At 74.9% G+C, this 23853-nt stretch carries 20 protein-coding genes; 8 read left to right on the top strand and 12 right to left on the bottom strand.

What is annotated here, in order from left to right; genetic code table 11:
• The first annotated feature begins 21 nt into the window (after positions 1 to 21).
• From ACFYU0_RS06315 to ACFYU0_RS06300, 4 genes are all read left to right on the top strand, one after another.
• Positions 22 to 1026, top strand: a complete 1005-nt coding sequence (locus ACFYU0_RS06315; RefSeq protein WP_389298208.1) for a TauD/TfdA family dioxygenase — start codon at positions 22 to 24, stop codon at positions 1024 to 1026.
• Entirely contained in the window at positions 1023 to 2093 is a 1071-nt protein-coding gene (gene sbnB / locus ACFYU0_RS06310) for a 2,3-diaminopropionate biosynthesis protein SbnB (protein ID WP_389298206.1), read from the top strand. Before ACFYU0_RS06315 ends, sbnB begins: the two co-directional genes overlap by 4 nt.
• A 32-nt stretch (positions 2094 to 2125) precedes the next feature.
• On the top strand, positions 2126 to 3163 hold the full coding sequence (gene sbnA, locus ACFYU0_RS06305; RefSeq protein WP_389298205.1) for a 2,3-diaminopropionate biosynthesis protein SbnA: 1038 nt from the start codon (positions 2126 to 2128) through the stop codon (positions 3161 to 3163).
• Between the two features lie 100 nt (positions 3164 to 3263).
• Positions 3264 to 4511, top strand: a complete 1248-nt coding sequence (locus ACFYU0_RS06300) for an FAD-dependent oxidoreductase (protein ID WP_389298203.1) — start codon at positions 3264 to 3266, stop codon at positions 4509 to 4511.
• A gap of 222 nt (positions 4512 to 4733) precedes the next feature.
• Here the strand turns inward: ACFYU0_RS06300 and ACFYU0_RS06295 are convergent, their stop codons facing one another.
• Positions 4734 to 5165: a hypothetical protein gene (locus ACFYU0_RS06295; protein ID WP_389298201.1), complete on the bottom strand. Its 432-nt coding sequence runs from the start codon at positions 5163 to 5165 to the stop codon at positions 4734 to 4736.
• A 93-nt stretch (positions 5166 to 5258) separates the two neighbouring features.
• On the opposite strand from ACFYU0_RS06295, the gene ACFYU0_RS06290 reads away from it, so the two are divergent.
• The gene (locus ACFYU0_RS06290; RefSeq protein ID WP_389298199.1) at positions 5259 to 8477 is read left to right on the top strand and encodes a BTAD domain-containing putative transcriptional regulator; all 3219 of its coding nucleotides are present in this window, start codon (positions 5259 to 5261) and stop codon (positions 8475 to 8477) included.
• Positions 8478 to 8546: 69 nt separating this feature from the next.
• Positions 8547 to 9959 carry an FAD-binding oxidoreductase gene (locus tag ACFYU0_RS06285; protein ID WP_389298198.1) on the top strand — a complete coding sequence of 471 codons (1413 nt, stop codon included), beginning with the start codon at positions 8547 to 8549 and terminating at the stop codon, positions 9957 to 9959.
• Positions 9960 to 9988: 29 nt separating this feature from the next.
• On the opposite strand, the gene ACFYU0_RS06280 is transcribed toward ACFYU0_RS06285, so the two are convergent.
• From ACFYU0_RS06280 to ACFYU0_RS06260, 5 genes are all read right to left on the bottom strand, one after another.
• Entirely contained in the window at positions 9989 to 10555 is a 567-nt protein-coding gene (locus ACFYU0_RS06280) for a hypothetical protein (RefSeq protein WP_389298197.1), read from the bottom strand.
• A gap of 60 nt (positions 10556 to 10615) precedes the next feature.
• On the bottom strand, positions 10616 to 12463 hold the full coding sequence (locus ACFYU0_RS06275; RefSeq protein WP_389298195.1) for a GMC family oxidoreductase N-terminal domain-containing protein: 1848 nt from the start codon (positions 12461 to 12463) through the stop codon (positions 10616 to 10618).
• Positions 12460 to 13887, bottom strand: a complete 1428-nt coding sequence (locus tag ACFYU0_RS06270) for a hypothetical protein (protein WP_389298193.1) — start codon at positions 13885 to 13887, stop codon at positions 12460 to 12462. Before ACFYU0_RS06270 ends, ACFYU0_RS06275 begins: the two co-directional genes overlap by 4 nt.
• Positions 13884 to 14570, bottom strand: a complete 687-nt coding sequence (locus ACFYU0_RS06265) for a FadR/GntR family transcriptional regulator (RefSeq protein WP_389298191.1) — start codon at positions 14568 to 14570, stop codon at positions 13884 to 13886. Before ACFYU0_RS06265 ends, ACFYU0_RS06270 begins: the two co-directional genes overlap by 4 nt.
• A 133-nt stretch (positions 14571 to 14703) precedes the next feature.
• Positions 14704 to 15309, bottom strand: a complete 606-nt coding sequence (locus ACFYU0_RS06260; protein ID WP_351666401.1) for a TetR family transcriptional regulator — start codon at positions 15307 to 15309, stop codon at positions 14704 to 14706.
• 82 nt (positions 15310 to 15391) lie between these two features.
• On the opposite strand from ACFYU0_RS06260, the gene ACFYU0_RS06255 reads away from it, so the two are divergent.
• Positions 15392 to 16183, top strand: coding sequence for an SDR family NAD(P)-dependent oxidoreductase (locus ACFYU0_RS06255; RefSeq protein WP_351666400.1), 792 nt, complete (start codon positions 15392 to 15394; stop codon positions 16181 to 16183).
• A 45-nt stretch (positions 16184 to 16228) separates the two neighbouring features.
• Here the strand turns inward: ACFYU0_RS06255 and glpK are convergent, their stop codons facing one another.
• Both glpK and ACFYU0_RS06245 read right to left on the bottom strand, forming a co-directional pair.
• Entirely contained in the window at positions 16229 to 17743 is a 1515-nt protein-coding gene (glpK, locus tag ACFYU0_RS06250) for a glycerol kinase GlpK (protein ID WP_351666399.1), read from the bottom strand.
• 44 nt (positions 17744 to 17787) lie between these two features.
• The gene (locus tag ACFYU0_RS06245) at positions 17788 to 18555 is read right to left on the bottom strand and encodes an IclR family transcriptional regulator (RefSeq protein WP_351666398.1); all 768 of its coding nucleotides are present in this window, start codon (positions 18553 to 18555) and stop codon (positions 17788 to 17790) included.
• Between the two features lie 202 nt (positions 18556 to 18757).
• Here ACFYU0_RS06245 and ACFYU0_RS06240 point away from each other — a divergent pair, with 202 nt between their 5' ends.
• Positions 18758 to 19183 carry an ATP-binding protein gene (locus ACFYU0_RS06240; RefSeq protein WP_351666397.1) on the top strand — a complete coding sequence of 142 codons (426 nt, stop codon included), beginning with the start codon at positions 18758 to 18760 and terminating at the stop codon, positions 19181 to 19183.
• Between the two features lie 21 nt (positions 19184 to 19204).
• On the opposite strand, the gene ACFYU0_RS06235 is transcribed toward ACFYU0_RS06240, so the two are convergent.
• The 4 genes from ACFYU0_RS06235 to ACFYU0_RS06220 form a co-directional block, all read right to left on the bottom strand.
• Positions 19205 to 20428, bottom strand: a complete 1224-nt coding sequence (locus tag ACFYU0_RS06235) for a PP2C family protein-serine/threonine phosphatase (protein ID WP_389298898.1) — start codon at positions 20426 to 20428, stop codon at positions 19205 to 19207.
• Between the two features lie 182 nt (positions 20429 to 20610).
• Positions 20611 to 21369 (bottom strand): IclR family transcriptional regulator C-terminal domain-containing protein, encoded by a 759-nt coding sequence (locus ACFYU0_RS06230; protein WP_351666396.1) that lies wholly within the window; start codon positions 21367 to 21369, stop codon positions 20611 to 20613.
• A gap of 97 nt (positions 21370 to 21466) precedes the next feature.
• A complete protein-coding gene (locus ACFYU0_RS06225) occupies positions 21467 to 22360 on the bottom strand; it encodes a transferase (protein WP_389298187.1) in 894 nt (297 codons plus the stop codon).
• Entirely contained in the window at positions 22357 to 23622 is a 1266-nt protein-coding gene (locus ACFYU0_RS06220) for a glycosyltransferase family 4 protein (RefSeq protein WP_351666394.1), read from the bottom strand. The genes ACFYU0_RS06225 and ACFYU0_RS06220 overlap by 4 nt, the downstream gene beginning before the upstream one ends.
• Positions 23623 to 23853 lie beyond the last annotated feature (231 nt).

Raw genomic sequence — 23853 nt, 5'->3', positions numbered from 1 at the left:
GGGCAACGAAAGGAATCCGAGATGTCCTCCTCACCTCTGGCCGCCCCGCTCGACGTGGAGCCCCGGCCGGGCAGTCCCGCCCTCCTGCGCGTCGACTCCCCCGGTGACGCGGCGAGCTGGGCGGCCGAGCACCGTGAGTCGCTGCGCGCGCAGGTCACCGAGCACGGAGCGCTCCTCGTCCGCGGCCTTGGGCTGCGGGACGCGGACCGGGCCGGAGCGGTCTTCGCGAAGCTGGCCGGCGTCCTCATGACGGAACGGGAGGCCTTCGCCCCCCGCGAGCCCCTCGGCCCGGGGCTGTACTCCTCGACGGACTGGCCGGCCAACCAGCCGATGTGCATGCACCACGAGCTGAGTTACACGCTGGAGGTGCCCGGCCTGATGCTGTTCGCGTGCCTGACCGCGCCCGGCGAGGGCGGCGCGACCGCGGTGGCGGACGCCGAGGAGGTGCTCGGGGCGCTCCCCGCCGGTCTGACCGACCGGTTCGAGCGCGAGGGCTGGCTGCTGACCCGCAGCTACAACGACGAGATCGGGGCCTCGCTGGCGGAGTCGTTCGGCACCGAGGACCGCGGCGAGATCGAGCGCTACTGCCGGTCGCACGCCATCGACTTCCACTGGCAGCCGGACGGTTCGCTGCGCACCGAGCAGCGGCGCAGCGCCGTGGTGCGGCACCCGCTGACCGGCAGGCGCTGCTGGTTCAACCAGATCGCGTTCCTCAACGAGTGGACGCTCGCCCCGGAGGTGCGCGAGTACCTGGTGGACGAGTACGGCGCCGACGGCCTGCCGTTCAACACCCGCTACGGCGACGGCACCCCGATCGGCGAGGACGTCGTGCGGTTGCTCAACGAGACGTACGAGAAGCACACCAGGCGCGAGCCCTGGCAGGACGGTGACCTGCTGCTGGTGGACAACATCCGCACCGCGCACAGCAGGGAGCCCTTCACCGGCGAGCGGCGGGTGGTGGTCGGCATGGCCGAGCCGCAGCGCCTGGCCGACGGCAGCCCGACCCCGGAGGCGAGCGAGCGATGACGCATCTTCTGCCGGCCGGGACCCAGCCGGCCACGCCCGTCCCGGCCACCGTGCCGACGTTCGCGGTGATCTCCGGCGAACAGGTGCAGCAGGCGCTCGGCGGACGCGAGAAACAGATCGTGGAGCTGGTCGAGGCGACCTACCGGCTGCACGGCGCCGGGGACTCGGTGAACCCGCCGTCGTACTTCCTGCGCTTCCCGGACCGGCCCACCTCCCGGATCATCGCGCTGCCGGCCTCCATCGGCGGCTCGGTGCACGTGGACGGGGTGAAGTGGATCTCCAGCTTCCCCGATAACGTCGGTTCCGGGCTGCCCCGGGCCTCCGCGGTGCTCATCCTCAACGACCACGACACGGGCTACCCGTTCGCCTGCATGGAGAGCTCCATCATCAGCGCCACCCGGACCGCGGCGTCCGCCGCGCTGGCGGCCGACTGGCTCAGCCGCACCCGGGCCCGCCCCACCCGCGTGGGCTTCTTCGGCACCGGCCTGATCGCCCGGTACATCCACACCTTCCTGGCGGGCAGCGGCTGGGCGTTCGACTCGATCGGCGTGCACGACGTGTCCGCGGACAGCGCTGCGGGCTTCAGCGGCTATCTGCGCGGTACCGGCACCGCGGCGCGGGTCACGGTCCACGACAGCGCCGAGGCGCTGGTGCGCTCCAGCGACCTCGTGGTCTTCGCCACCGTCGCCGGCCGGCCGCACGTCACGTCGCCGGCCTGGTTCGAGCACAACCCGGTGGTGCTGCACGTGTCGCTGCGCGACCTCGCCCCCGAGATCCTGCTCGGGGCGGCCAACTTCGTCGACGACGTCGAGCACTGCCTGAAGGCCGACACCTCGCCCCACCTGGTCGAACAGCGCACCGGCAGCCGGGACTTCCTGAACGGCACCCTGTACGACGTGATGCTCGGCCGGGCCGCGCCGCCGCCCGACCAGCCGGTGATCTTCTCGCCGTTCGGTCTCGGCGTGCTCGATCTCGCCGTCGGAAAGTACGTCTACGACGAAGTGGCCCGGGCGGGGAACCTCCGCCTCGTCGACGACTTCTTCCACGACCTGCGCCGGTACGGCTGAGGCCGTCCTCAGCCGGGACCAGGAGGCCCGCCGTGCCCGTCATTTCCTCCCCCAGCGCCTTCAACGAAGGCGACCTCTTCGTCGACCTGGAGTCGATCTTCGGGTGCTCCCTCTACCTGAAATGCGAGGGCTTCAACTTCGCCGGCTCCATCAAGCTGAAAGCCGCGAACGAGATGGTGGAGAGCGCCGAACGGGACGGGGTCCTCAAGCCGGACTCCATCCTCGTGGAGTCCTCGTCGGGCAACCTGGGCGTGGCGCTCAGCATGATCGCCGCGAGCAAGGGTTACCGGTTCCTGTGCGTCACGGACGCCCGCTGCAACCTGTCGACCAGGCTGCTGATGGAGGCCCTGGGCAGCCAGGTCCACGTGGTGGCCGACCTGGACGCCAACGGCGGTTTCCTCGGCACACGGCTCGAGTACGTCCGGTCGCTGTGCGAGTCGGACGACCGGTACGTGTGGCTCAGCCAGTACACCAACGCGGGCAACTGGCGGGCCCACTACCGGACCACCGGGCCGGAGATCGCCGGTCACTTCCCGCGTCTGGACGTGCTGTTCGTCGGTGCGGGCACCACCGGGACCCTGATGGGCTGCGCGCGCTTCTTCCGGCAGTGGCACCGCCCGGTGCGGATCGTCGCGGTGGACAGCGTGGGCTCGGTGGCCTTCGGCGGGGAGCCGGGCCGCCGGATGATCCCCGGCCTGGGCATGAGCATGCGTCCGCCGCTGCTGGACGAGTCCTACGTGGACGAGGTGATCCGGGTGGAGGAGGCCGACACCATCCGCACCTGCCACCGCATGGCCAGGCGCGGCTTCCTGTTCGGCGGCTCCACCGGGACGGTGGTCAGCGGGGCGACCGACTGGCTGGCCGAGCACGGCTCCGACGGCCTCACCGCCGTGGCCATCGCGCCCGACCTCGGGGAGCGCTACCTCGACACCATCTACCAGACCAACTGGCTGCAGGACCTGTACGGCGAACACATACTCGACTCGGTCGGGGACCGGGTCCAGGTGGACGGCCCGTCCGAGGAGGTCGGCTCCGCCGGCCGTTCGCCGGGGCGGCGCCGGAGGCGGTAGGGCGTACGCGCCGCCTCTTCTCCCGTGCCCTCGCCGACCGCCGGGGAGTACAGTATTCATCAGACGATGAATTCCTGTTCTCCGGAGAGGCGGGGGCACGATGGAGCGGACAACGTGCTGCGTGGTGGGAGGCGGTCCCGCCGGAATGGTGCTCGCCCTGCTGCTGGCGCGGGCGGGCGTCGAGGTGACGGTGCTGGAGAAGCACGGCGACTTCCTCCGTGACTTCCGCGGCGACACCGTGCACCCCTCGACCCTGGCGCTGCTGGACGACCTGGGGCTCGCCGGGCGTTTCGCCCGGCTGCCGCAGCGCAGGGTGCGGACCGTCCAGCTGCCGCTGGGCGACGGGCGTTCACCGGTCACGGTCGCCGACCTGTCGGTGCTGCGCGGCCCGTACAACTACGTGGCGATGGTCCCCCAGTGGGACCTGCTCGACCTGCTGGCGGCGGAGGCCCGGCGCGAGGCCTCGTTCCAGCTGCGGATGAACACCGAGGCGACCGCCCTGCTGACCGAGGGCGGCCGGGTGACCGGGGTGCGCTACCGCACGTCCGACGGCCGCACCGGCGAACTGCGCGCCGTGCTCACCGTCGCCTGCGACGGCCGCGGCTCTCTGGCGCGCGACCTGCCGGAACTGGGCCTGCGCCGCTTCGACTGCCCGATGGACGCCTGGTGGTTCCGGCTGCCGCGCCGCGAGGGCGATCCCAGCGGACTGGTCGGCGGCGCGGGGAAGCGATTCCTCACCGCGATGATCGACCGTGGTGACTACTGGCAGTGCGCGACGCTCATCCGCAAGGGCACCGACGGCCCGCGCCGGGCGGCCGGCCTGGACCGGTTCCGGTCCGACTTCTCCGCCGCCGTCCCCTGGATCGCGGACCGCACCGGGGAACTCGGCTCATGGGACGAGGTCAGGCTGCTCGACGTGCGCCTGGACCGGCTGCGTCGCTGGCACCGGCCGGGACTGCTGTGCATCGGCGACGCCGCGCACGCGATGTCCCCGGTCTTCGGCATCGGCATCAACCTCGCCGTCGAGGACGCCGTGGCCGCCGCACGGTATCTGGCCGCGCCGTTGCGGCGCGGGACCGTGGGACTGCGCGACGTCCGCAGGGTGCAGCGCCGGCGCCGCCCCACCACGGTGGCCACGCAGGCGCTGCAGCGGGCGGCCCACGCCCGGTTCGTCGCCCCGGTGCTGGCGGGGCGGCCGCCGCTCGGCAGCGCGGCGCGCGCCCGGCGCCTCGCGGCGCTGGTCACCGGATCGCGGCTCGGCCGCCTCCCGGCGTACTTCATCGGGTACGGCGCGCTGCGGGAGCGCCCGCCCAGGTCGTGTCGGCGAAGTCGCGCCGGCCGCCCGTAGGGCGGGCGTCGCGGCGTCCGGTGCGTGCTCCGGTGTTCCCCCGGCCGAAGGCGGCTAGTGCCGGCCGGCCCTCGTACCGGGTGTACTCGGGCTTTCGGCCGGTGCGGCGAGAATGCGTGCCGGGCGTCGCGACGCAGGCGCGACTTCGCGGACACGGCCCAAGGCGGCGGTCAGGTGGCCGCCGGCGCCGGACGGTCCCGCCGCACCGCGGGCCGCCGGACCTCAGATCCGGCCGCCGGTGAGGCGGGTGATCGGCCCCTGGGTGCGGCGGCCGGAACGGCGGCCCACGGCGTAGGACGCGACGCCGACCGCGGTCACGCCGGCGCTCACGCCCGCGGCCACGATCTTGCGGTGGGCGAGGACCGTCCACGCGGTCGTGGCCACCGAGGCGACCCGGCCCGAGGCCGCGACGGCGGCCCGCCGCCCCGCCTCGACGCCCTTGGCCGCCGCGCTCACCGTGCCGGCCACGCCGTCGGCGGCTCGCCCGGTCGCCTCCTTCGCCGCTGACGCTCCGTCACCGGCGGCCTCCTCGGCCTTCTTCGCCGCGCCGGAGGCCGGCGCGGTCGCCTTGGCGGCGGTGCGCCGGGCCGCCGAGGCGGCCGTGCGCTTCTTGTCCTGCGTCTGCTGACTGGTGCCCTTGGTCGGTTCACTCATGGGATGCGGCTTGCCCCTCAGGGAGCCCGCAAACGTGGGCTCGTGCGGGGGTGCGGCCGCCCACCGGGCGGTAGCCTGCTCGTGAGGACAGTCATGGCCGATGAGGTGCGTATCCGGCTCCTCGGCGGTTTCGCCGTCGCGGTCGAGGACCGCCCGGTCGCCACCGGGGCGTGGCGGCTGCGCAAGGCCCGGACCCTGCTGAAGCTGCTCTGCCTGGCCCCGGGCCACCGGCTGCACCGGGAGCGGCTCTACGACCTCCTGTGGCCGGACCTCGGCGTGCCGGCGGCGTCGAACAACCTGCACCAGGTGCTGCACGCCGTGCGGCGGGCGCTGGCCTCCGCCGGGGCGCGGGACGAGTTCGTCGTGCTGCGCGACGACATGGTGCTGCTCGGGCCGGACGGCGGCGTGCGCGTCGACCTGGACCGGCTCGACGAGGCGATCCGGCGGGCCGCGTCCGGCGGGACGGCGGCGGACTGCCGCGCCGCGCTCGCCCTGGCCGACGCCGGACTGCTGCCCGAGGACCGCTACGAGACCTGGGCCGCCGAGGCGGCCGGGGCGCTGGAGACCCGGCTCACGGCCGTCCGGCTGCGGCTGGCCGAGGCGCTGGAGCGCGATCACCGCACCGCCGAGGCGGTGGACGTGCTGCGGGCCCTGGTCGCCCGGGACCCCCTCGACGAGCCGGGGCAGCGGGCCCTGATGCGGACCCTCGCCGAGTCCGGGCGGCGCGGGGAGGCCCTGGCGGCGTACGAGCGTCTGCGCGACACGCTCGGCCGGGACACCGGGGCCGATCCCGACCCGCAGACCCGCCGCCTGTACCGCGCTCTGCTGGCGGGCTCGGTGGAGCAGGACGAACGGACCGGGGACGGCCGGCGGGCGCGGCTGCCGACGCCGGCCACCGAACTCGTCGGCCGGGAACGGGAGATCGCTGAGGCGCGGCGGCTGCTCGGGCGCAGCGGGCTGCTCACCCTCACCGGGGCCGGCGGCTGCGGCAAGACCCGGCTGGCGCTCGCCGTGGCGGACCGCGGCGGCGACGGATTCCGCGACGGGGCCTGGTTCGTGGACCTCTCCGCGCTGACCGAGCCGGACCTGGTCCCCGAGGCCGTCGCCGCTGTGCTCGGGCTCCAGCTCCCGCCGTCCGGCGGAGCCCGGGAAGCACTGGTGGAACAGCTCGGCGGCCGGCGGACGCTGCTCGTGCTGGACAACTGCGAGCACCTGGTCGACGCGTGCGCCGCCCTGGTCTCGCAGATCACCGCCCGCTGCCCGGGGGTCGCCGTGCTCGCCACCAGCCGGGAGCCGCTGCGCACTTACGGCGAGCGCACCTTCCGGGTGCCCTCGCTCCAACTGCCGGATCCGCGGCGGCTGCCGCCCGTCGAGGAACTGGCGCGCTTCGCCTCCGTACGGCTGTTCGTGGACCGGGCCGCCGACGCGGCGCCGGGCTTCCGGCTGACCGCGCGGAACGCGGCCGCCGTCGCGCAGATCTGCTTCCGGCTCGACGGCATGCCCCTGGCCCTGGAACTGGCGGCCGCCCGGGTGCACTTGCTCGCCCCGGACCAGATCGCCGAGCGGCTCGACGACGCGCTCGCCCTGCTCAGCCGGGGCAGCCGGCACGGCGTGACCCGGCAGGAGACGCTGCTGGCCACCCTGGAGTGGAGCCACCGGCTGCTCGACGACGAGGAGCAGTGCCTGTTCCGCAGGCTCGCGGTCTTCGCGGGCGGGTTCTCGCTCGCGGCGGCCGAGGACGTCTGCGCGGACGGCGTGCCGGCCGGCTCGGTGCTGGACCTGCTCGGCCGGCTGGCCGACAAGTCCCTGGTGTCCGTGGAACCGGGGCCGCACGAGGCCCGGTACCGGCTGCTGGAGACGATCCGGCAGTACGCCGCCGGACTCCTGCGCGACAGCGGGGAATCGGCAGGCGTCGAGGACCGGCACCGGCGGTTCTACCTGCGGCTCGCCGAGGCGCGGGACCGCGAGCCGGCCACCGGGGTGGCCGGTGCGACCTCGCTGGAGCTGGAGGCGGACTACGGCAATCTCCGGGCCGCCCTGCGCTCGTTCCTGCGCCACCGGCCGGAGAGCGGGCTGCGCCTGGCGGTGGCGCTGCGTTCGTTCTGGCCCGAGCGCGGACGGCTCGCGGAGGGCCGGCGCTGGCTGGACGACGCGCTGGCCGCCGCCCCGGAGCCCACCCCTCAGCGGGCGAAGGCCCTGATGGGCCGGGCCGTGCTGGCGATCCGGCTGGGTGACGGCGCCCCGCTGGAGGACATCGCCGCCGAGATCGTCGGTATCCAGGAGCGGCGGCCGGACCGGGCGGCCCTGGCGTACGCCTGCCACCAGCAGGCCATCCTGCTGTGGATGCGCGGCGCCTGGGAGCGGGCCCGCGGCGCGCTCGACCGGGCGCGCTCGCTCGCGCTGGACGCGGACGAGCCGGCCGTCCTCGCCGCCGTCGCCCACCTCGACGCCGTGTGGGCGGTCTGCCGGGGCGAGGGCGAGGCGGCCGGCCGGTCCTGCGCGGAGAGTCTGCGGCTGCTGGACGGCGTCGAGGCCCGGACCGGCCCGTTCCTCCCGGTGCTGACGCCGGGTTACACGGTGGAGAGCGACGGCGCCGGCCCGGTGTCGGTGTTCTTCGAGGAGACGGTGCTGGGCGGCCGCACGGTGGGGCCGGCCCGGGCCCGGGGCCATGTGCTCACCACCCTCGCCTGGGCCGCCCGTCTCGCGGGCGACAGGGATGCCGCCGCGGAGGCGGCCGAGCGCGGCGCCGAGTGCTTCCGGACGCTCGCCGACCCGCACGGGGAGTCGCTGGCGCTGAACACACTGGGCAACATCCACCGCGGCGGCGACCACGACACGGCGCGCAAGCACCTGGAGACCGCCCTGGCGATCAGGCGCCGGCTCGGCGACCGCCGGGAGGAGGGCATCGGCCTCGGCTGTCTGGGCCTGCTGCACCTGGCCGCCGGTGACACCGAGAGCGCACGGGCCACCCTGGCCCGCGCGCTGGCCGGGTTCGAGGAGACCGACGACCTGCCCGGCGCCGTCAACACCCTGCTCCACCTGGGGCTGGTGGCCCGGGCCGCGGGCGACCCGGCACGGGCCCGTACGCTGCTGACCCGCGCCCGGCGGCTGGAGCGGGTCCCCGGGTCGGTGCCCGCCGCCGGATGGGTCGAGCTGATGCTGGCGCGGCTGGCGGCGGAGGCGGGCGAGCGGGACGCCGCCGCCGCGTCGGCCGCCCGCGCCGCGGCCCACTTCGCCCGCCTCGGGGACCGGCGCGGTGGCGGGGCGGCAGGTGTGCCGGCGCCGCCCCCGCAGGGGCAAAGCGGCTGCTGAGTGGTTGCTAAGCGGCGCCGCCTACGGTCACGGATGTCAGCACAAGCACTCGTGACCGAGGAGCCGACCATGTCGATCGACACGGCACAGGGCGTCCTGGGGGACGCCACCATCGCCGAACTCCAGGCGGGCCTGCGCGGCACCGTCGTCCGCCCCGGCGACGCCGACTACGACGAGGCGCGGGCGGTCTGGAACGCCGCCCACGACAAGCGGCCGGCGCTCGTCGTGCGCTGCGCCGGCGCCGCCGACGTGATCCGCGCCGTCGAGTTCGCCCGCAGTCAGGATCTGCTCGTCGCCGTGCGCGGCGGCGCGCACAGCATCGCCGGGTTCTCCACCTGCGACGGCGGCATCGTGATCGACCTGTCGCCGATGAAGGGGGCCGTCGTCGATCCGGTACGCCGGCGGGTCGTCGCCCAGGCGGGCATGACCTGGGGCGACCTCGACCACGAGACGCAGGCGTTCGGACTCGCCGTGACCGGCGGGCTGGTCTCCTCCACCGGCGTCTCCGGGTTCACGCTGGGCGGCGGGGTGGGCTGGCTGGTGCGCCGTCACGGGCTGGCCTCCGACAACCTGACGGCGGCCGAGGTCGTCACCGCCGACGGCCGCGTGGTCCGCGCGGACGCCGGGCAGAACTCCGAGCTGTTCTGGGCGCTGCGCGGGGGCGGCGGCAACTTCGGCGTCGTCACCTCGCTCGAGTACCGGCTGCACCCGGTCGGGCCCCAGGTCCTGGGCGGGCTGATCTTCTACCCCCTCGACCAGGCGCGCCAGGTGGTCACCGGCTGGCGCGACCTGACCCGGGGCATGCCCGACGAGCTGACCACCATGGCCGTCCTGACGACGGCGCCCCCGGCGCCGTTCCTGCCCCCGGAGGTGCACGGCACCCGCGTCGTGGCGCTGGCCGGCTGCTACGCGGGCGACCCGGCGGCCGGCGAGGCGGCCGTCGGCCCGCTGCGCACCCTGGGGACGCCCATCGCCGACCTCATGGGCCCGCTGCCGTACACGGCGATGCAGTCGCTGCTCGACCCGATGTGGACGTCCGGCGCCCACAACTACTTCACCTCGGCGTTCATCGAGCCGTCCGACGACGCCCTCGACGCGGTGCTGCGGCACCATCTCACGACGCCCACGCCGTTCAGCGAGGTGCATCTGCACCAGCTCGGCGGCGCCTTCGCGCGGGTCCCGGCCGAGGCCACGGCGTTCAGCCGGCGCACGCCGGGCGTGCTGTGCAACGTGATCGCGCGGTCGCCCGGCGCGGCGGACTTCGACGCGCATGTCGCCTGGGCCCGCGCGACCCGTGAGGACATCGCCCGGCACGGCGACGGCTCGATGTACGTGAACTTCACCGGGGACGCCGCCGAGGACCGGGTGCGGGCCTCGTACCCGGGTGCGGTGCACGAGCGGCTGGTGCGGGTGAAGGACGCCTACGACCCGACCAATGTGTTCCGCCTCAACCAGAACATCCGCCCCTCGGCGGCGGCCTGACCGGGCCGGGACGCGTCGGGCGGGATCCGTCACCCGCCCGGCGCGTCCCGTCGCTCCGGCGCGCGGGCCGCCGCCTCGGCGCGCTCCACCCGGGCCATCAGGCGGTCCCTGCGCTTCGGCCACCAGACCAGGTCCAGCGCCACCAGGACGACCACCAGCCACGACACCAGGGCCTGCCGCGCCGTCCCGGCCACGGTGTCGTACCCGGCGAGGACCAGCGACACCACGGCCACCAGCACCATCACCCACTGGCGGATCCGGTCGCGCTCCGCGGTCAAGCGCAGCGCCTCGGCGTAACGGAGGACGTCGGGCGCGAGCCGGGGGTCCGGTACGGTCCCGCCGCTCCGGGTGGCCCGCACCACCGCCGCGCGGTCCGCCGGGTCCAGATCCGCCCCCGCGGGCCAGACCGCGCTCATCCGCCGGGCCACGCGTACGCCGTGCAGCGGGGTGAGCACCAGGAGCACGACCACGGCGGCCGCCCAGGCCCCGGACTCGACGAGGACGAACAGCCCGAAGAAGACGCCCGCGGCCAGTCCGGCGCCCAGCGCCCTGCGCACCGGGCCCCCTTGCCACACCCAGCCGGGAACGAGAACCACCCGACCATGCTGACGATCACCGGTGCCCCGGGCAACGACCGCGCGCCCGCGAGTCGCGCGTCAGGCGCCCGTGTGCGCCTCGGCTATCGCAAGGGCTGCCGCCATGATGCTGAGCTGGGGGTTCACCTGCGGGCAGCTCGGCAGCACCGAGGCGTCGGCGACCAGGACCCCGTGCACTCCGCGGAGCCGGCCGTGCGGGTCCACCGGGAACAGCCGGGGATCCGAGCCCGCCGCCACCGTGCCGGTGGGGTGGTAGGCCGACAGGTGGAGCTGCCGGGCCGTCGTCCGGGCGAGCAGCTCGTCCAGTTCGGCGAGCCGGTGGACGCGGGGTGTGCCGGGGATGCCGGTGAGCACCTCGTCGGCGCCCGCCGCGAACAGCAGCTCCCCCATGGCCCGCACGGCCCGCGTCAGCCGGCCCGCGTCGCGGGGGTCCAGGTCGTAGCGGATCAGGGTGCGGTCCCGCCCGAGGACCCGGCCGGAGGGCCGGTCGGCGATCATCGCGCCGAGCGTGGCGAGCCGGTCGGCGCCCTCCAGTTCGCGGCGCAGTTCGCCGCCCAGTCCGGGCAGGACGAAGGAGCCCATGCCGGGCGGGGTGGCGGTGGCCTCGACGAGGATGCCGTCGGCGTGGTGCTCCTCCACGCCGACGCTCTGCAGCACGCCCTCCCACGCGGTGACCGGTTCGGCGAAGCGTCCCGCGACGCTCGTGGCCGGGTGGACGCTGAGGTTGCGGCCGAGGCGGGGGTGCCGGCCCAGTCCCGAGCGGCGCAGCAGGGGCGGGGACTGGAGTGCGCCGGCGGCGACCACGACCAGCGGCGCGAGGATCTCGAACGCGCCGTCCGCCCGGCGCACGCGCACTCCGGCCGCGCGCGGGCCGCCGGGGCGGTCGGGGTCGACGAGGACGCGTTCGGCCCGGGCGCCGGTGACGATCCGGGCCCCGGCGGCGCAGGCGTCGGGCAGCACGGAGAGCTGCACGCTCTGCTTGGCGCCGGTCGGACAGCCCACCACGCACTGGCAGGAGCCCCGGCAGCCGGGCGCGTTACGGCGCAACGGCGCGGCGCTCCAGCCCAGTCGGCGTGCGCCGGCGAGGGTGAGCCTGCCGTTGTTCCCGAGGACGCCGGTGGGCTGGACCGCCACCCTCAGGGTGCGCTCGGCCTCGTCCAGGTGCCGGTCGAAGCCGTCGGCGAGGGTGAACCCCAGGTCCCGGCTCCAGTGGGCGAGGACGTGGGCCGGAGTCCGGTAGCACGTACCGGAGTTGACGACCGTGGTACCGCCGACGGCCCGGCCCGCCGGGAGCAGCAGCGGTGGGCGGCCCACGGCGACGGTCGCTCCCCCGTCCCGGTAGAGCCGGGTGAACCGGTCGAGGGGCGCGCTCCGGCCGAAGGACCCGGTGGAGTGGTGCTCGCCCTCTTCGAGGACGACGACGTCGAGGCCGGCCCGCGCCAGGGTCCGGGCGGCCATCGCCCCGCCCGCGCCGGAGCCGACGACCACGGCGTCGGCGCGGGAGCGGGCGGGCCAGTCGGCCGCGGGCGTCAGGTCGAGCGGCGGGTCCTCGCGGGCGGGGCCGCGCGGTGCGGGGCCGCGCGGTGCGGGGCCGTCCTGGAGCATCCGCTCGGTTCCGGCCGCCAGCAGGACGGGCACCTTGAGGACGTCCAGGAGCGGCAGGAGGGCGGGCCGTGCGCCCAGTTCGTCCAGGACGGACTGCCTCTCGGGCGCGCCGAGGGTGTCCAGGGTGCGTCCGGTGCGCGCCAGGGCGTAGGCGTCGACGGCGCTCGCCGCCGCCCGCAGTCCGGCCCGGGCCGGCAGCGGCATCGCCGAGAGGACCGTGCGGAGTCTGCCGGGGACGCGCCGGGGCCAGTCGGCGGTGCCGTCGTCGGCGACGAGGGCGGACACCAGCCCGGTGAGGCTCATCGGGTGCCCACCTCCGCGTGGGCCGTGCCGTCGAGGGTCCACTCGGCCTCGGTGCGCCAGCCGCCGAACCACCACCGTTCCAGCAGCACGTGCGCGTCGGCGCGTTCGCTGTTGCGGCAGGTCGCGTGCCGGCCGTCGGGGTCCGTGTAGTCGAGGGCGAGGGTGCCTTCCGGGGGCTGGGTGACCTCCACCCGGATGCGGCGCAGGCCGCTGCGGCCGGTGACCGTCCAGGTGGGCAGGGCGAGGCCGGCCCGGAACCGGCCCGCGCCGGCCCAGCCGACGGCCGCCCGTTCGGGGCGGCGGGGCCAGGTGCGGCCGGAGCGGCGCAGTTGCAGGAAGACCAGCGGCGGGAGCCTGCGCAGGCCCGGGCGCGTGGAGACGGCGGCGACGATCTCCAGGACGTCGCCGCCGCCGAGGTCGGCGTGCAGCCAGGCCCAGCGGCGGGCGTTGCCGTGACCGTAGATCCGGGCGGAGGCGCCGGGGGCCGCGGTGAGCGTCAGTGTCGTGCCGTCGTGGGTGAAGGTGCCGTCGTAGGCGGCGCGGGCGGCGGGGAGCATCTGGGCGGCCGGCAGCCGGGAGCGGCGCCAGGACCAGCGCGGGAAGGTGAACAGCGGTTCGTCCGTGACGCGTTCGGTGAGGTCCCAGCTCAGGGCTCCGTCCTCGGCCGTGCCGGTCAGGCGCCCGGGAGCGGCCGTGACGCCGCAGGCGTGGAAGCCGGAGGTTCCGGGTGTCCACCCGGCGGGGCCGAAGCGGGCGTGCCGCACGGGGCCGTCCTTGGGGAACACCGCGGCCCAGCCGTGCGCGTACGGCTCGGATCCGTCGGCGGGCGCGGTCAGTTCGTGGTGCAGCCACAGGCCGCTGCCGCTCTCCGGATCCGTGAGGGTGGTGTACCAGACCTCGGTACGGCCGGGCTCGCCGCGCCAGCGGGGCGCGAGGAAGACGGCCGGGTCCTCGGATCGGGGGAAGCGGAAACTCGCGAGGAACGGCAGCAGTTGGGTGCCGAGCGGGAAGCGGAGGGTGCCGGTGCCGATCCGCTCGCCGTCCTCGAGGAGGGTGTACGGCAGCACGGTCATCGAGGCCAGGGGCCGCAGCGCGGTGACCGACTTCCAGCCGTCGAGGGTGAACCGGCGGCCGCCGGCGCCGAACGCGAGGCGGTAGTGGATGCGGCGGCGGGCCACCGGCGAGATCTCCAACTCACCGTCGGCGCACGGGTCGTCGGCCCAGCCGGCCACCCGCACCCGTCCGGTGGCGCGGGCCTCGGTCGTGCCGAGGAGCCGCAGCCGGCGGTCCGCGCGGACCGTCAGGTCGAGGCGGATCCGGCGGGCGCGGTCCTCGCCGTCGATCCGCAGCGTGCCGAGCATCGTCTCGGCGAAGGCGGTGCCGCGCGCGGCAGCGCCGGGGCGGCCCTGTGTGCCGTCGCTCATGCGAGGCCCTCCAGCATGATCCGTTCGGTCGCCGTCAGATACCGCTCGGCCGCGCTCCGGGCGCCGGCCCGGTCACCGGCCACGACCGCCTCGACCACCGGCGCCAGGCGTTCGCGGGCCACTTCCGGGTCGGCGAACGGACCGCTGAGCGCGGACCGGACCGGCAGGTAGGCGTTGAAGAGCGTGTTGGTCAGCAGGACGTAGACGCGGTTGCCGGTGGCGCGGGCGAGGGCCCGGTGGACCTCGATGTCGGCGAGCTGTACGGCGTCGGTGTCCGCCGCCTCCCCCACCGCGGCGAGCAGTTCGCGCAGTTCGTCCCGCTGCCGGCGGTCGGCCCGGGCGGCGGCCCGCTCGGCGATCAACCCCCCGACGCCGCGCCGCACTTCGAAGACCTCGCGGATCCAGTCGGGGCTGTGCCGGACGAGCATCGGCAGCAGGTCGGCGCCGCCGAGGCGCAGGTAGTCCCGCACCCGGGTGCCGACGCCGTGCCGGGTCTCCAGCAGTCCGGCCTGGGTCAGGCGTCCGAAGGCGTGCTTGAGGGTGGTGCGGGTGACGCCGTAGCCGTCGGCGAGGGTGCGTTCCGGCGGCAGGTAACTGCCCGCCGGATGACGCCCCGTGAGGATGTCCTCCCGCAGCCGGCCCTCCAGCACGTCGACGATGGTCTCCCGGGGCAGTGCCTCCACGCGTCCTCCCAGTGGCTCAGTGGATGAGCCACTCAACCAACACGGACGCGCGGCGTCAATGGCCGCGGCACGACGTGCTGGAGTTCCGCGCAGCCCCTCAACTCATCGCAGGAACGACGAGACTGCTACAACGTCAGATTTCGGAGCCGCGTCCCGCCGACGGCCCGACGGCTCCGCGCACGAGGAGGAGCAGGGCGTCGGCGAGGTCGTCCGCGGGTCCGCCGGTGGCGAGGCGGCGCAGTTGCAGGCCCATCACCAGAGCGACCGTGGTGGCCGCCAGACGTCCGGCGTCCGGGACGCCCAGCGCGGTGAGGATCTGGGTGGCGAGCCGGTCGTAGGCGCGGAACGCCTCCGCGGCCGACTCCCTGAGCCGTTCGTCCCGCCCGGCGTGCAGGTACAGCTCGAAGGGCGCGAGATGGGCGCTGTCGAGCGCCGCGCCGCAGGCGACCTGGCCGGCGAGGGAGGCCGCGTCCGCGATGTCGAGGCCGTCCGTCTGGCACTGGTCGGCCAGTTCGGTGAAGTGCCGCGCCTCCTCCCGCACGAAGTGCAGCAGGCTCTCCCGCAGCAGGTCGTGCTGCGTCTCGAAGTGGTACGTGACCGAGCCGAGCGAGACGCCCGCCTCCTTGGCGATCCGCCGGTTGGTCACGGCCGCGACCCCGTCCTCGCCGATGATCCGCAGGACGGCGGTGATGATGCGCTGGCGCGTCGGGGCGGAGGCTGCGGGGGCGTCGTTCGGCATGCCCCGCATTGTTCCACCAGTGGACACGGCCTCCCCTGCTGCCTATTGTTCGTTCGAACGAACAACACACTGGAGGATGGCCGTGCGCATCGCTGGGGCAACAGTTCTGCTGACCGGGGTCACGGGCGGGATCGGCGGCTCGCTCGCCGCGGAGCTGTCCGCGCGCGGCGCGCGGCTCGTTCTCACCGGCCGGCGGCGCGAGGCGCTGGAACCGCTGGCGGAGCGGTACGGCGCGCGCATGATCCTGGCCGATCTCGGCGACGCCGAGGACGTGGCGCGACTCGCCGGGGAAGCCGCCGGCACGGACATCCTGCTCGCCAACGCGGCGCTGCCGTCCAGCGGCGACCTGCTCGACTACACGCCGGACCAGATCGACCGGGCGCTCGCGGTGAACCTGCGCGCGCCCGCGATGCTCGCCCGGCTGCTCGCCCCCGCCATGGTGGCCGGCGGCCGCGGCCACATCTGCTTCGTCGGCTCGCTGTCGGGCGTCGCCGCGACCAGGTCGTCGTCCCTGTACAACGCCACGAAGTTCGGGCTGCGCGGTTTCTCGCTGGCCCTGCGCCAGGACCTGCACGGCACCGGCGTCGGTGTCTCGATCGTGCAGCCCGGCTTCGTCCGGGAGCTGGGGATGTTCGCCGACACCGGCTCGCCCACGCCAGGCGGTGTCCGCACGGTGGCGCCGGGGCAGGTGGTCAGGGGCGTGGTGCGGGCGATCGAGCGCGATGTCGCGGAGGTCAACGTGGCGCCGCTCGAACTGCGCCTCCTGACGAAGGTCGCCTCCCAGTTCCCGGGGTTCGCGGAGCGGGTGCAGCGGCTGGCGGGGGCGGAGCGGACGATGGACGCGATCGTGACGGCGCAGCGCGCGAGCCGCTGAGGCGGGCCGGGCCGCGGGCCGCCGGGGCCGCCGCGCGGCCCGCGCTCAGGACGGGCGGGGTGGTCTGACCCAGCCCAGGGAGCGTTCCACGGCCCGCTGCCAGTCCTCGTACTCCGTGTCGCGCAGCGCGGGATCCATGTCGGGCAGCCACTGGCCGGCCCGGTGCCAGTTGCGGCGCAGGACCTCCAGGTCGGGCCAGTACCCGGCGGCGAGTCCGGCGGCGTAGGCGGCGCCGAGGGAGACGGTCTCGGCGACCATGGGCCGCACCACCGGGACGTCGAGGACGTCGGCGACGAACTGCATCAGCAGGTTGTTGGCGGTCATGCCGCCGTCCACCTTCAGCTCCCGCAGCGGCACCGAGGAGTCGGCGTTCATGGCGTCGACGACCTCGCGGGTCTGCCAGCCGGTGGCCTCCAGGACGGCCCGGGCCAGGTGGCCGCTGGTGATGTAGGAGGTGAGGCCGACGATGACCCCGCGCGCGTCGCTGCGCCAGCGGGGTGCGAACAGCCCGGAGAAGGCGGGCACGATGTAGCAGCCCCCGTTGTCCTCCACCGTCCGCGCCAGCGTCTCGATCTCCGGCGCACTGTTGATCAGCCGCAGCCGGTCGCGGAACCACTGGACCAGTGAGCCGGTGACGGCGATCGAGCCCTCCAGGGCGTAGACCGGCGGCCGGTCGCCGATCTGGTAGGCGACGGTGGTGAGGAGCCCGTGCCGGGACCGCACGGGCTCGGTACCGGTGTTCAGGAGCAAAAAGCTGCCCGTGCCGTAGGTGCACTTGGCCTCGCCCGGGGAGAAGCAGGTCTGGCCGAACAGGGCGGCCTGCTGGTCCCCGAGGGCGGCCGTGATCCACACCCCGGGCAGCAGGGCGCGGGACTCGGCGTAGGGCACGGCGGACGACCTGATCTCCGGCAGCATCGCCCGGGGCACGCCGAAGAACGCCAGGAGTTCCTCGTCCCAGGTCAGGGTGCGGATGTTCATCAGCATGGTGCGGCCGGCGTTGGTGGCGTCGGTGATGTGCAGTCCGCCGTCGGCGCCCCCGGTGAGGTTCCAGATCAGCCAGGTCTCGATCGTGCCGAACAGCACCTCGCCGTCCCTGGCGCGCTGCTCGAGTCCCTTGACGTGGTCGAAGAGCCAGCGCAGGCGCAGCGCCGAGAAGTAGGTGGAGGGCGGCAGGCCGCAGCGGTCGAGGAAGAACTCCTTGCCGGGGTCGCGTCCCAGGGCCTCGACGAGCGGCTCGGTGCGGGTGTCCTGCCAGACGATCGCCCGGTCCAGCGGGGCGCCGGTGCGCCGGTCCCAGAGCACGGTCGTCTCCCGCTGGTTGGCCACGCCGATGGCGGCGATCTGGCCCGGGTCGACGCCGGCGCCGGACAGCGCCTCGGGCACGACGCGCCGGAGGTTCTGCCAGATCTCGACGGCGTCGTGCTCCACCCAGCCGGGTTTCGGGAAGTGCTGCTCGTGCTCGCGCTGCGCCACGGACACCAGCCGCCCCCGGTGGTCGAACAGGATGCAGCGGGTGGAATTGGTGCCCTGATCGATGGACATCACATACCGCTCAACCATGATCGGGTTCACCTTCCGGTGCGTCGCGTCGGGGGCGGGAGGACCTACCAGCGGGCCGCGCCCAGGTCTCTGGAGATGGCCCGTGCCGCCTCCCGGATCAGGGTGATCAGGTTCGGCCGGGGCTGGCCCTGGTTGTCGCAGATCCTTTCGACCGGCCCGGACAGCCCGATGGCGCCGACCACGAGGCCGCCGTGTCCCCGGATCGGCACGGAGACGCCTGCCTCGCCCATGCTCATCTCCTGGACCTCGGCGGCCCATCCGTGCTCGCGCACCTCGGCCAGTGCCCGGCCCAGCTGGTCGGGGCTGACCAGGGTGTGCCGGGTGTACGTCTCCAGGCCGGACTCCAGTGCCTGCTCGAACGGCGCCGTGCCGAAGGCCAGCAGGACCTTGCCCATGGAGGAGGCGTGCAGCGGCAGCAGCGAGCCCACGTCCAGGGTCTGGAGGCTGTCGTCGGGGCGGAACACGTGGTGGACGACGAGGACCTTGCCCTCCAGCGGGGTGCCCAGGCGCACCGCCTCCCCGCTGCGGGCGGCGAGGGCGTCGGCCCAGTTGATGGAGCGCGACCGCAGTTCGTTGACGTCGAGATAGCTGGTGCCCAGGTGCAGCAGGGCGGCCCCGAGCTGGTACTTGCCGGTCGCCGCGTCCTGCTCGACGAAGTCCACGTGCTGCAGGGTGCGCAGGATGCCGTGGGCGGTTCCCTTCGCCAGCCCGAGCGAGGCGGCCACCTCGCCCAGCCCGAGCCGTCGGGGCCCACCGGCGAGCAGACGCAGAATCGCCGCCGCCCGTTCGATCGACTGGACCGGACCGGCCATGAGGCGAGCCTATTACCGTTGCGGGAGATTCGCTTCGCGTGCGCCGGGGCCGTACGGTGGCCCCGTTCGCGCAGTGCCGTTCGGCAATGCCGACCGAGGTTCATTGACCGGCCCGCCGCCCCTCCCTAGCGTGCGTATGAAGCCCGGCACATGCCGGGGCCCGGGCGCCTGGCCCGCACTGCTCCACCCCCAGGAGACCGACATGGCGGTACAGCTCAATACGCTGGCGCGTGAGACCCGTGAGCAGGTCTTCGTGCTGCCGCCCTCCGCCGCGGCCGTCTCGGCCGTACGCCGGCGGGTGGCCGCGATCCTCGCAGGCTGGAAGGTCGCCCCGGCGATCGCCGAGGACGCGCTGCTGGTGGTGTCGGAGCTGCTGACCAACGCGATCGTGCACGCGCTGCCCCCGGCGGTGCTGCGGCTCGCGTGGGGGCCCGGCGACGGGCCCGGGGTGCTGCGGGTGGAGGTCACCGACGCGGGGCCGGCCCGCCCGGCGGGGCGGTCGGCCGCGTGGGACGACCCGGACGAACACGGCCGGGGCGAGGGCATCGTGCACGCGCTGGCCGACCGGCACGGCCTCGACGTCCATCCCGGCGGCTGCACGCGCTGGGCCGACCTCGTGGCGGCCTGAGCGGCGCCCTGAGCAACCCTCTCAGCGGCCCCCGCCGCGGCAGGTGACCGCCACCGCGGCGGTCTCGGACCGCTCCGGCAGGATCTCGCGCCGCGCGTCCGGCGCCTGACCGCCCTCCTCCGGCTCGTCTCCGGCCGCGTCCTCCCGAAGGCCCTCCGCCGTCTCCGCCGTCTCGTCGACGGACCTGCGGAGCAGCAGCAGGGCCGCGTCGTCGTGCAGCCGGCCGCCCACGTGCGCCAGCAGGTCGGCGTGGACCGCGCGGAGGGTGCGGGCCGGGTCGTCGGACACGTGCCGCGCCACGCCCTCGGCCAGCGGGTAGAACTCGCGCGCGTGGTCGCGGGCCTCGGTGACCCCGTCGGTGTAGAGCAGGAGCTGGTCGCCGTCCGCGAAGGGCAGCAGGTGCAGCTCCGGGTGCTCGCCGGACAGCGCGCGCAGCCCGAGCGGCGGGGCGGGACGCGCGGGTTCCACCGGCTCCACTCCCCCGCCCGCGGTGATCAGCAGCGGAGGCGCGTGCCCGCAGTTGACCACTTCCAGTTCGCCGGGCCGCGGGCAGCCCACGACCACGGCGGTGACGAAGTCGTCCGGCCCGAGGTTGCGGGCCAGGCTGCGCTCGATCCTGCCGACGACGGCCAGCAGGTCGGGCTCGTCGCAGGCGGCCTCGCGGAAGACGCCGAGGACCAGCGCGGCGGTGCTCACCGCGGGCAGCCCCTTGCCGCGCACGTCGCCGACGATGAGCCGGACCCCGTGCGGGGTGGGCACCAGCGCGTAGAGATCCCCGCCGATACGGGCCTCCGCCGCGGCGGCGCTGTAGCGGACCGCCACCTGGAACGGGCCGACGGTCTCCGGGACTGGCTTGAGCAGGGCGTGCTGGGCGGCCTCCGCGACCGAGCGGACCGCCGCGAGCACCCGCTCCCGCCGGCCGCGCAGCTCGCTGGCCAGGGTGCTCGCCGCCGTGACGGCGAGCACGGCGCACAGCACGGCCGCCGGCTCTCGCCCGGGCACGGTGTAGACCGTGCTGAGGGCCGCGCACAGCACGGAGGCGAGCAGACCGACGCACAGGACGCCGCGTGGCCCGTTGGTGGTGGCGGCCAGCGCGGGTCCCGCCGCCAGCATGGGCAGCCAGGGCAGGCCGGCTCCGGTCAGCAGGTCGACGACCACGACGACCACGACGATCACCACCGGCAGCGCGGCGACCGCCTGGGCGGGGACGCGCCACGGGGCCGGCGCGCCGGGCCCGGCCGGCATCAGCAGCCGTGTCGCCCAGTGCTCGCCACCGTGCTCCGAGCGCCGGCTCGAGTTCTGTGCGGAGTCGCTCACCTGTCGCGCTGTCCCTCACGTGTGTACGGGGTGCTCCCCTGCCCGGCCCCTTGCCCTGTTTCGCATTCAAGGAAAAGGGCTCGGCGGGGACGGCTTCAAGAAGCGGGTTTTCAGATAGTGAGCGAGAGGCTTCTGGTCACCCGGCTGGCGGCCGGCAGCAGCCGGGCGCCGATCTCCGGCAGCCGGGAGAGCCGCTCCACCGGCAGGGACACTCCGAGCGAGCCCAGGGTGTCGCCGCTGTACACCGGCACGGCCACGCACACGGTGCCGAGCGCGTACTCCTCCAGGTCCGTGACGGCCGGGGCGAGCGGGGCGGAGTCGAGCCGTCTGAACAGTTCGGTCAGGCTGGTGACGGTCCGTGGGGTGAGGTCGGCGAGGTGGTGCCGGGAGAGGTAGTCACGGCGGGAGTCGTCGTCGAGTTCGCGGAGCACCGACTTGCCGAGCGCGGTGGCGTGCCCCGCGTCCTCGAAGCCCACCCACAGGTCGGCCCGGGGCGCGCGGGGGCCGTCGACGATCTCGGCGATCCTGATCTCTCCGTCCTCGTAGAAGGTGAGGTAGGCGGCGCCGGCGAGCTCGTCGCGCAGCGCGGCGAGGGCCGGCCGGACCCGGTTGAGCAGGACCTGGGCGCGGCTGGCGGTGTGCAGCGTGTGGAGCCGGTCGCCCAGGACGAATCCGCCGTCGTCCAGCTTGCGGAGGTACCCGTCGTGCACCAGCGTCCGCAGCAGGTGGTAGGCGGTGGCGAGCGGCAGCTCGGTCTCCCGGGCCAGCTGCTTGGCGGGCGCGCCGTTCTCGTGTGCGCTGACCGCCTCCATCAGGCGGAAGGCGCGCTGTACCGACGTGATCAGCGTGGGGCTGTCGTGCGCGCGCATAGCAACAGCGTGCGCCCGGGCGCCCGGCGGGGGCAAGGCACGGGCCGGGTCGCCGCGGTGCGGATCCCGGCCCGTGCCCCCGGCGCAGGCCGGGAAGTCAGCCCCTGGCCACCCGGATGGAGAGGTCGTTGTCGAGGGTGTAGTAGGGCCTCAGGACGGCGCCGGCGGCGCGCGCGGCCGGGTGGACGAACGACGCCTTGCGGTCCGCCACGTCGTCCAGGAGCCGGGCGACGCGGACCGGGGAGGCGTCCGCGGCGCGGTGGACGAAGACGTCCCAGACGCCGCCCTCGGCGGGGGTGCCCGCAACCAGCTCCTCGTGGTCGACGGTGAAGCGGAAGCCCCGCCGGTCGCCGTCGGTCACCGGCCGCACGTCGCACCCGGGGGTGTCGCTCCCCCGCATCCGCAGGCGGACGACGGCGCCGTCCTCGAACGTGGCGCCGTGCAGCCGGGCGGTGACCGTGGTCGACCGGTCGCCGACCTCGATCCGGGCCGCCTCCGCGTGGGCCGTGCGCAGCCAGGCCCGTACGGCGAGGTAGCCCTCCTTCGTCGCGTACGGAATCCGCACCGCCACCGGGGACGGCCGGTCCCGCAGCTGCCCGTCGACCAGGGCCCGCAGGTCGCGCAGGCCTTGCCGGAGCCGCACCGGTGCGGTGTCGTCCGGCCCGGCCTGCAGGAACACGTCCCAGCGGCCCTCCTCCAGGGCGGGCAGGGGTTCGAGGACGGCCCGCGCCGGGCCGTCCCCCGCGGCTTCGAGAGGAACGGTCCGCAGGACCGTGACGGGTTCGCCCTTCTTGGGCCGCAACCGCAGCAGCAGGTGCGGCCGGGCGGCCGTCTCGGCTGCCCCGGCCGTCGCAGCCGTCTCGGCTGCCCCGACCGTCTCGGCTGCCCCGGCCGTAGCGCCCAGAGCGGCCGTCGGCAGTTCGAGGGCGATGCGGCCCTCGGCGTCCACGACGCAGTTCGCGCGCGCTCCGGCGCCGGTCTCCGTGGTCACCGCTGCCCCCTGCGCAGAGTCCTCAGCACCCGCCCGGTGGCGGTGTGCGCGATGTCGCGGGCCGCGAACCCGTGGCTCACCAGGTTCTGCCGCAGGTCGCGCGGCGCCTCCGCGGTGCTCCGCCCCGCCGACCGGGCCGCGAGGGCGTCCTCCAGCAGGCGCTCCGCCTGCGCCACCACGCTCCGGGGAGCGAAGCGGCGGGCGTTCTCGGCGGCCGCCCGCCCCATGGCCCGGCGGCGCTCGTCGTCGCGGACCAGTTCCAGCAGCGCCGAGCCCAGCCGGTCCCGGTCCCCGACCGGCACCAGCCGGCCGTCCACGCCGTCCTCGATGATCTCGGCGGGACCGTAGGGGCAGTCGGTGCTCACGACCGGCAGGCCGCAGCGCATGGCCTCGACGATGGTCATGCCGAACGGTTCGAAGGACGAGGTGGACACGCCGATGGACGCCTTCACCCACTCCGCCTCCATGGGCGCGGCCGGCCCCATGAGGAAGGCGTTGTTGCTCAGCCCGAGCCGTTCGATGCGCGCCCGCAGCGCGTCCCGCTGCTCGCCCGCTCCGTAGATGCGCAGGTGCCAGTCGGGGTACTCGCTCGCGACCCGGGCGAACGCCTGGATGAGCAGGTCGTACCGTTTCACCGGGACGAGCCGGCCGGCCGCCACGATCATCTTCGCGTGGCCGTCGGCCGGCGGCAGCACGGGGTCGGGCACGCTGTTCGGCAGGGCCGCGACGCGTACGCCGGGCAGGTGCATCCTGCGCCGGTAGTCGGAGGCGTCCGCCTCCGTGACCGTGGTGAGCACGTCCAGACGCCGGTAGGCCCGGCGGAGCGCCGTGCGCAGCGGCGCCGGGTGGTTGTCCAGCGTGAGGTGCTCCTGGCCGACGCGCAGCACCCGGTCCGGGGCCTGGAGCGCGAGGTGCACGTTGAGTCCCGGCCGGGTGCCGATGACGACGTCGGCGTCGGTGTCCGCCAGGCACTCGGCGATCCGCTCGTCCGTCAGCCGGCTGTACTGCCGGTAGCGGTACTCGGCGGACGGGAACACCTTCGCCGGCGTCCGATGCGACGTGTGGTCCTTCTCCTGCCGCAGATCGACCAGCGGTCGCAGGCTCACCCGCGGGTCGGGGGTGATCTGGGGGCGCTTGCGGTGCCGTAACACGGAGACGATCTCCACGTCGTGCCGCTCGGCCAGTGCCTGGGCCAGGTTGAACGTCGTGGTGATGGTCCCCCCGATGCCGTAGGCGTTGTGGAGCAGGAAAGAGATCTTCATGCCGGTGCAGACCCCGTCGGCTCCGGTCCAGTTGTGCGCCGTTACCAGTTCGTGTCTCCGGACGCGGGAGGGGCGCCGCCACCGGCGGGTGGCGGAACATGCCGCTGGGTGGAGCAATAACGGGCGCGCCGCCGCCCGGCGCACCAGGCTGGGTCCCGTCGGGATCGTGTGACGGGAGTGGCGGGTGCGAGGGGCGAAGCACGGACGTACCGGTCACGGACCGGTGGACGG

It is taken from the genome of Streptomyces sp. NPDC003720 (assembly GCF_042875075.1).
In the GTDB taxonomy this organism is placed as follows: Bacteria; Actinomycetota; Actinomycetes; order Streptomycetales; family Streptomycetaceae; genus Streptomyces.
The sequence above is the reverse complement of the archived record's forward strand: the minus strand, read 5'-3'. Positions and strand labels throughout refer to the sequence as shown.

What these genes read in the sequence shown, in the direction of transcription:
- ACFYU0_RS06240 (WP_351666397.1), top strand. Translation starts at nt 18,758, where the DNA reads ATGGCGGTACAGCTCAATACGCTGGCGCGTGAGACCCGTGAGCAGGTC.
- glpK (WP_351666399.1), bottom strand. Translation starts at nt 17,743, where the DNA reads ATGGTTGAGCGGTATGTGATGTCCATCGATCAGGGCACCAATTCCACC.
- ACFYU0_RS06245 (WP_351666398.1), bottom strand. Translation starts at nt 18,555, where the DNA reads ATGGCCGGTCCGGTCCAGTCGATCGAACGGGCGGCGGCGATTCTGCGT.
- ACFYU0_RS06295 (WP_389298201.1), bottom strand. Translation starts at nt 5,165, where the DNA reads ATGAGTGAACCGACCAAGGGCACCAGTCAGCAGACGCAGGACAAGAAG.
- ACFYU0_RS06315 (WP_389298208.1), top strand. Translation starts at nt 22, where the DNA reads ATGTCCTCCTCACCTCTGGCCGCCCCGCTCGACGTGGAGCCCCGGCCG.
- ACFYU0_RS06275 (WP_389298195.1), bottom strand. Translation starts at nt 12,463, where the DNA reads ATGAGCCTCACCGGGCTGGTGTCCGCCCTCGTCGCCGACGACGGCACC.
- ACFYU0_RS06290 (WP_389298199.1), top strand. Translation starts at nt 5,259, where the DNA reads ATGGCCGATGAGGTGCGTATCCGGCTCCTCGGCGGTTTCGCCGTCGCG.
- ACFYU0_RS06270 (WP_389298193.1), bottom strand. Translation starts at nt 13,887, where the DNA reads ATGAGCGACGGCACACAGGGCCGCCCCGGCGCTGCCGCGCGCGGCACC.
- ACFYU0_RS06300 (WP_389298203.1), top strand. Translation starts at nt 3,264, where the DNA reads ATGGAGCGGACAACGTGCTGCGTGGTGGGAGGCGGTCCCGCCGGAATG.
- ACFYU0_RS06285 (WP_389298198.1), top strand. Translation starts at nt 8,547, where the DNA reads ATGTCGATCGACACGGCACAGGGCGTCCTGGGGGACGCCACCATCGCC.
- ACFYU0_RS06230 (WP_351666396.1), bottom strand. Translation starts at nt 21,369, where the DNA reads ATGCGCGCGCACGACAGCCCCACGCTGATCACGTCGGTACAGCGCGCC.
- sbnB (WP_389298206.1), top strand. Translation starts at nt 1,023, where the DNA reads ATGACGCATCTTCTGCCGGCCGGGACCCAGCCGGCCACGCCCGTCCCG.
- ACFYU0_RS06260 (WP_351666401.1), bottom strand. Translation starts at nt 15,309, where the DNA reads ATGCCGAACGACGCCCCCGCAGCCTCCGCCCCGACGCGCCAGCGCATC.
- ACFYU0_RS06220 (WP_351666394.1), bottom strand. Translation starts at nt 23,622, where the DNA reads ATGAAGATCTCTTTCCTGCTCCACAACGCCTACGGCATCGGGGGGACC.
- ACFYU0_RS06235 (WP_389298898.1), bottom strand. Translation starts at nt 20,428, where the DNA reads ATGCCGGCCGGGCCCGGCGCGCCGGCCCCGTGGCGCGTCCCCGCCCAG.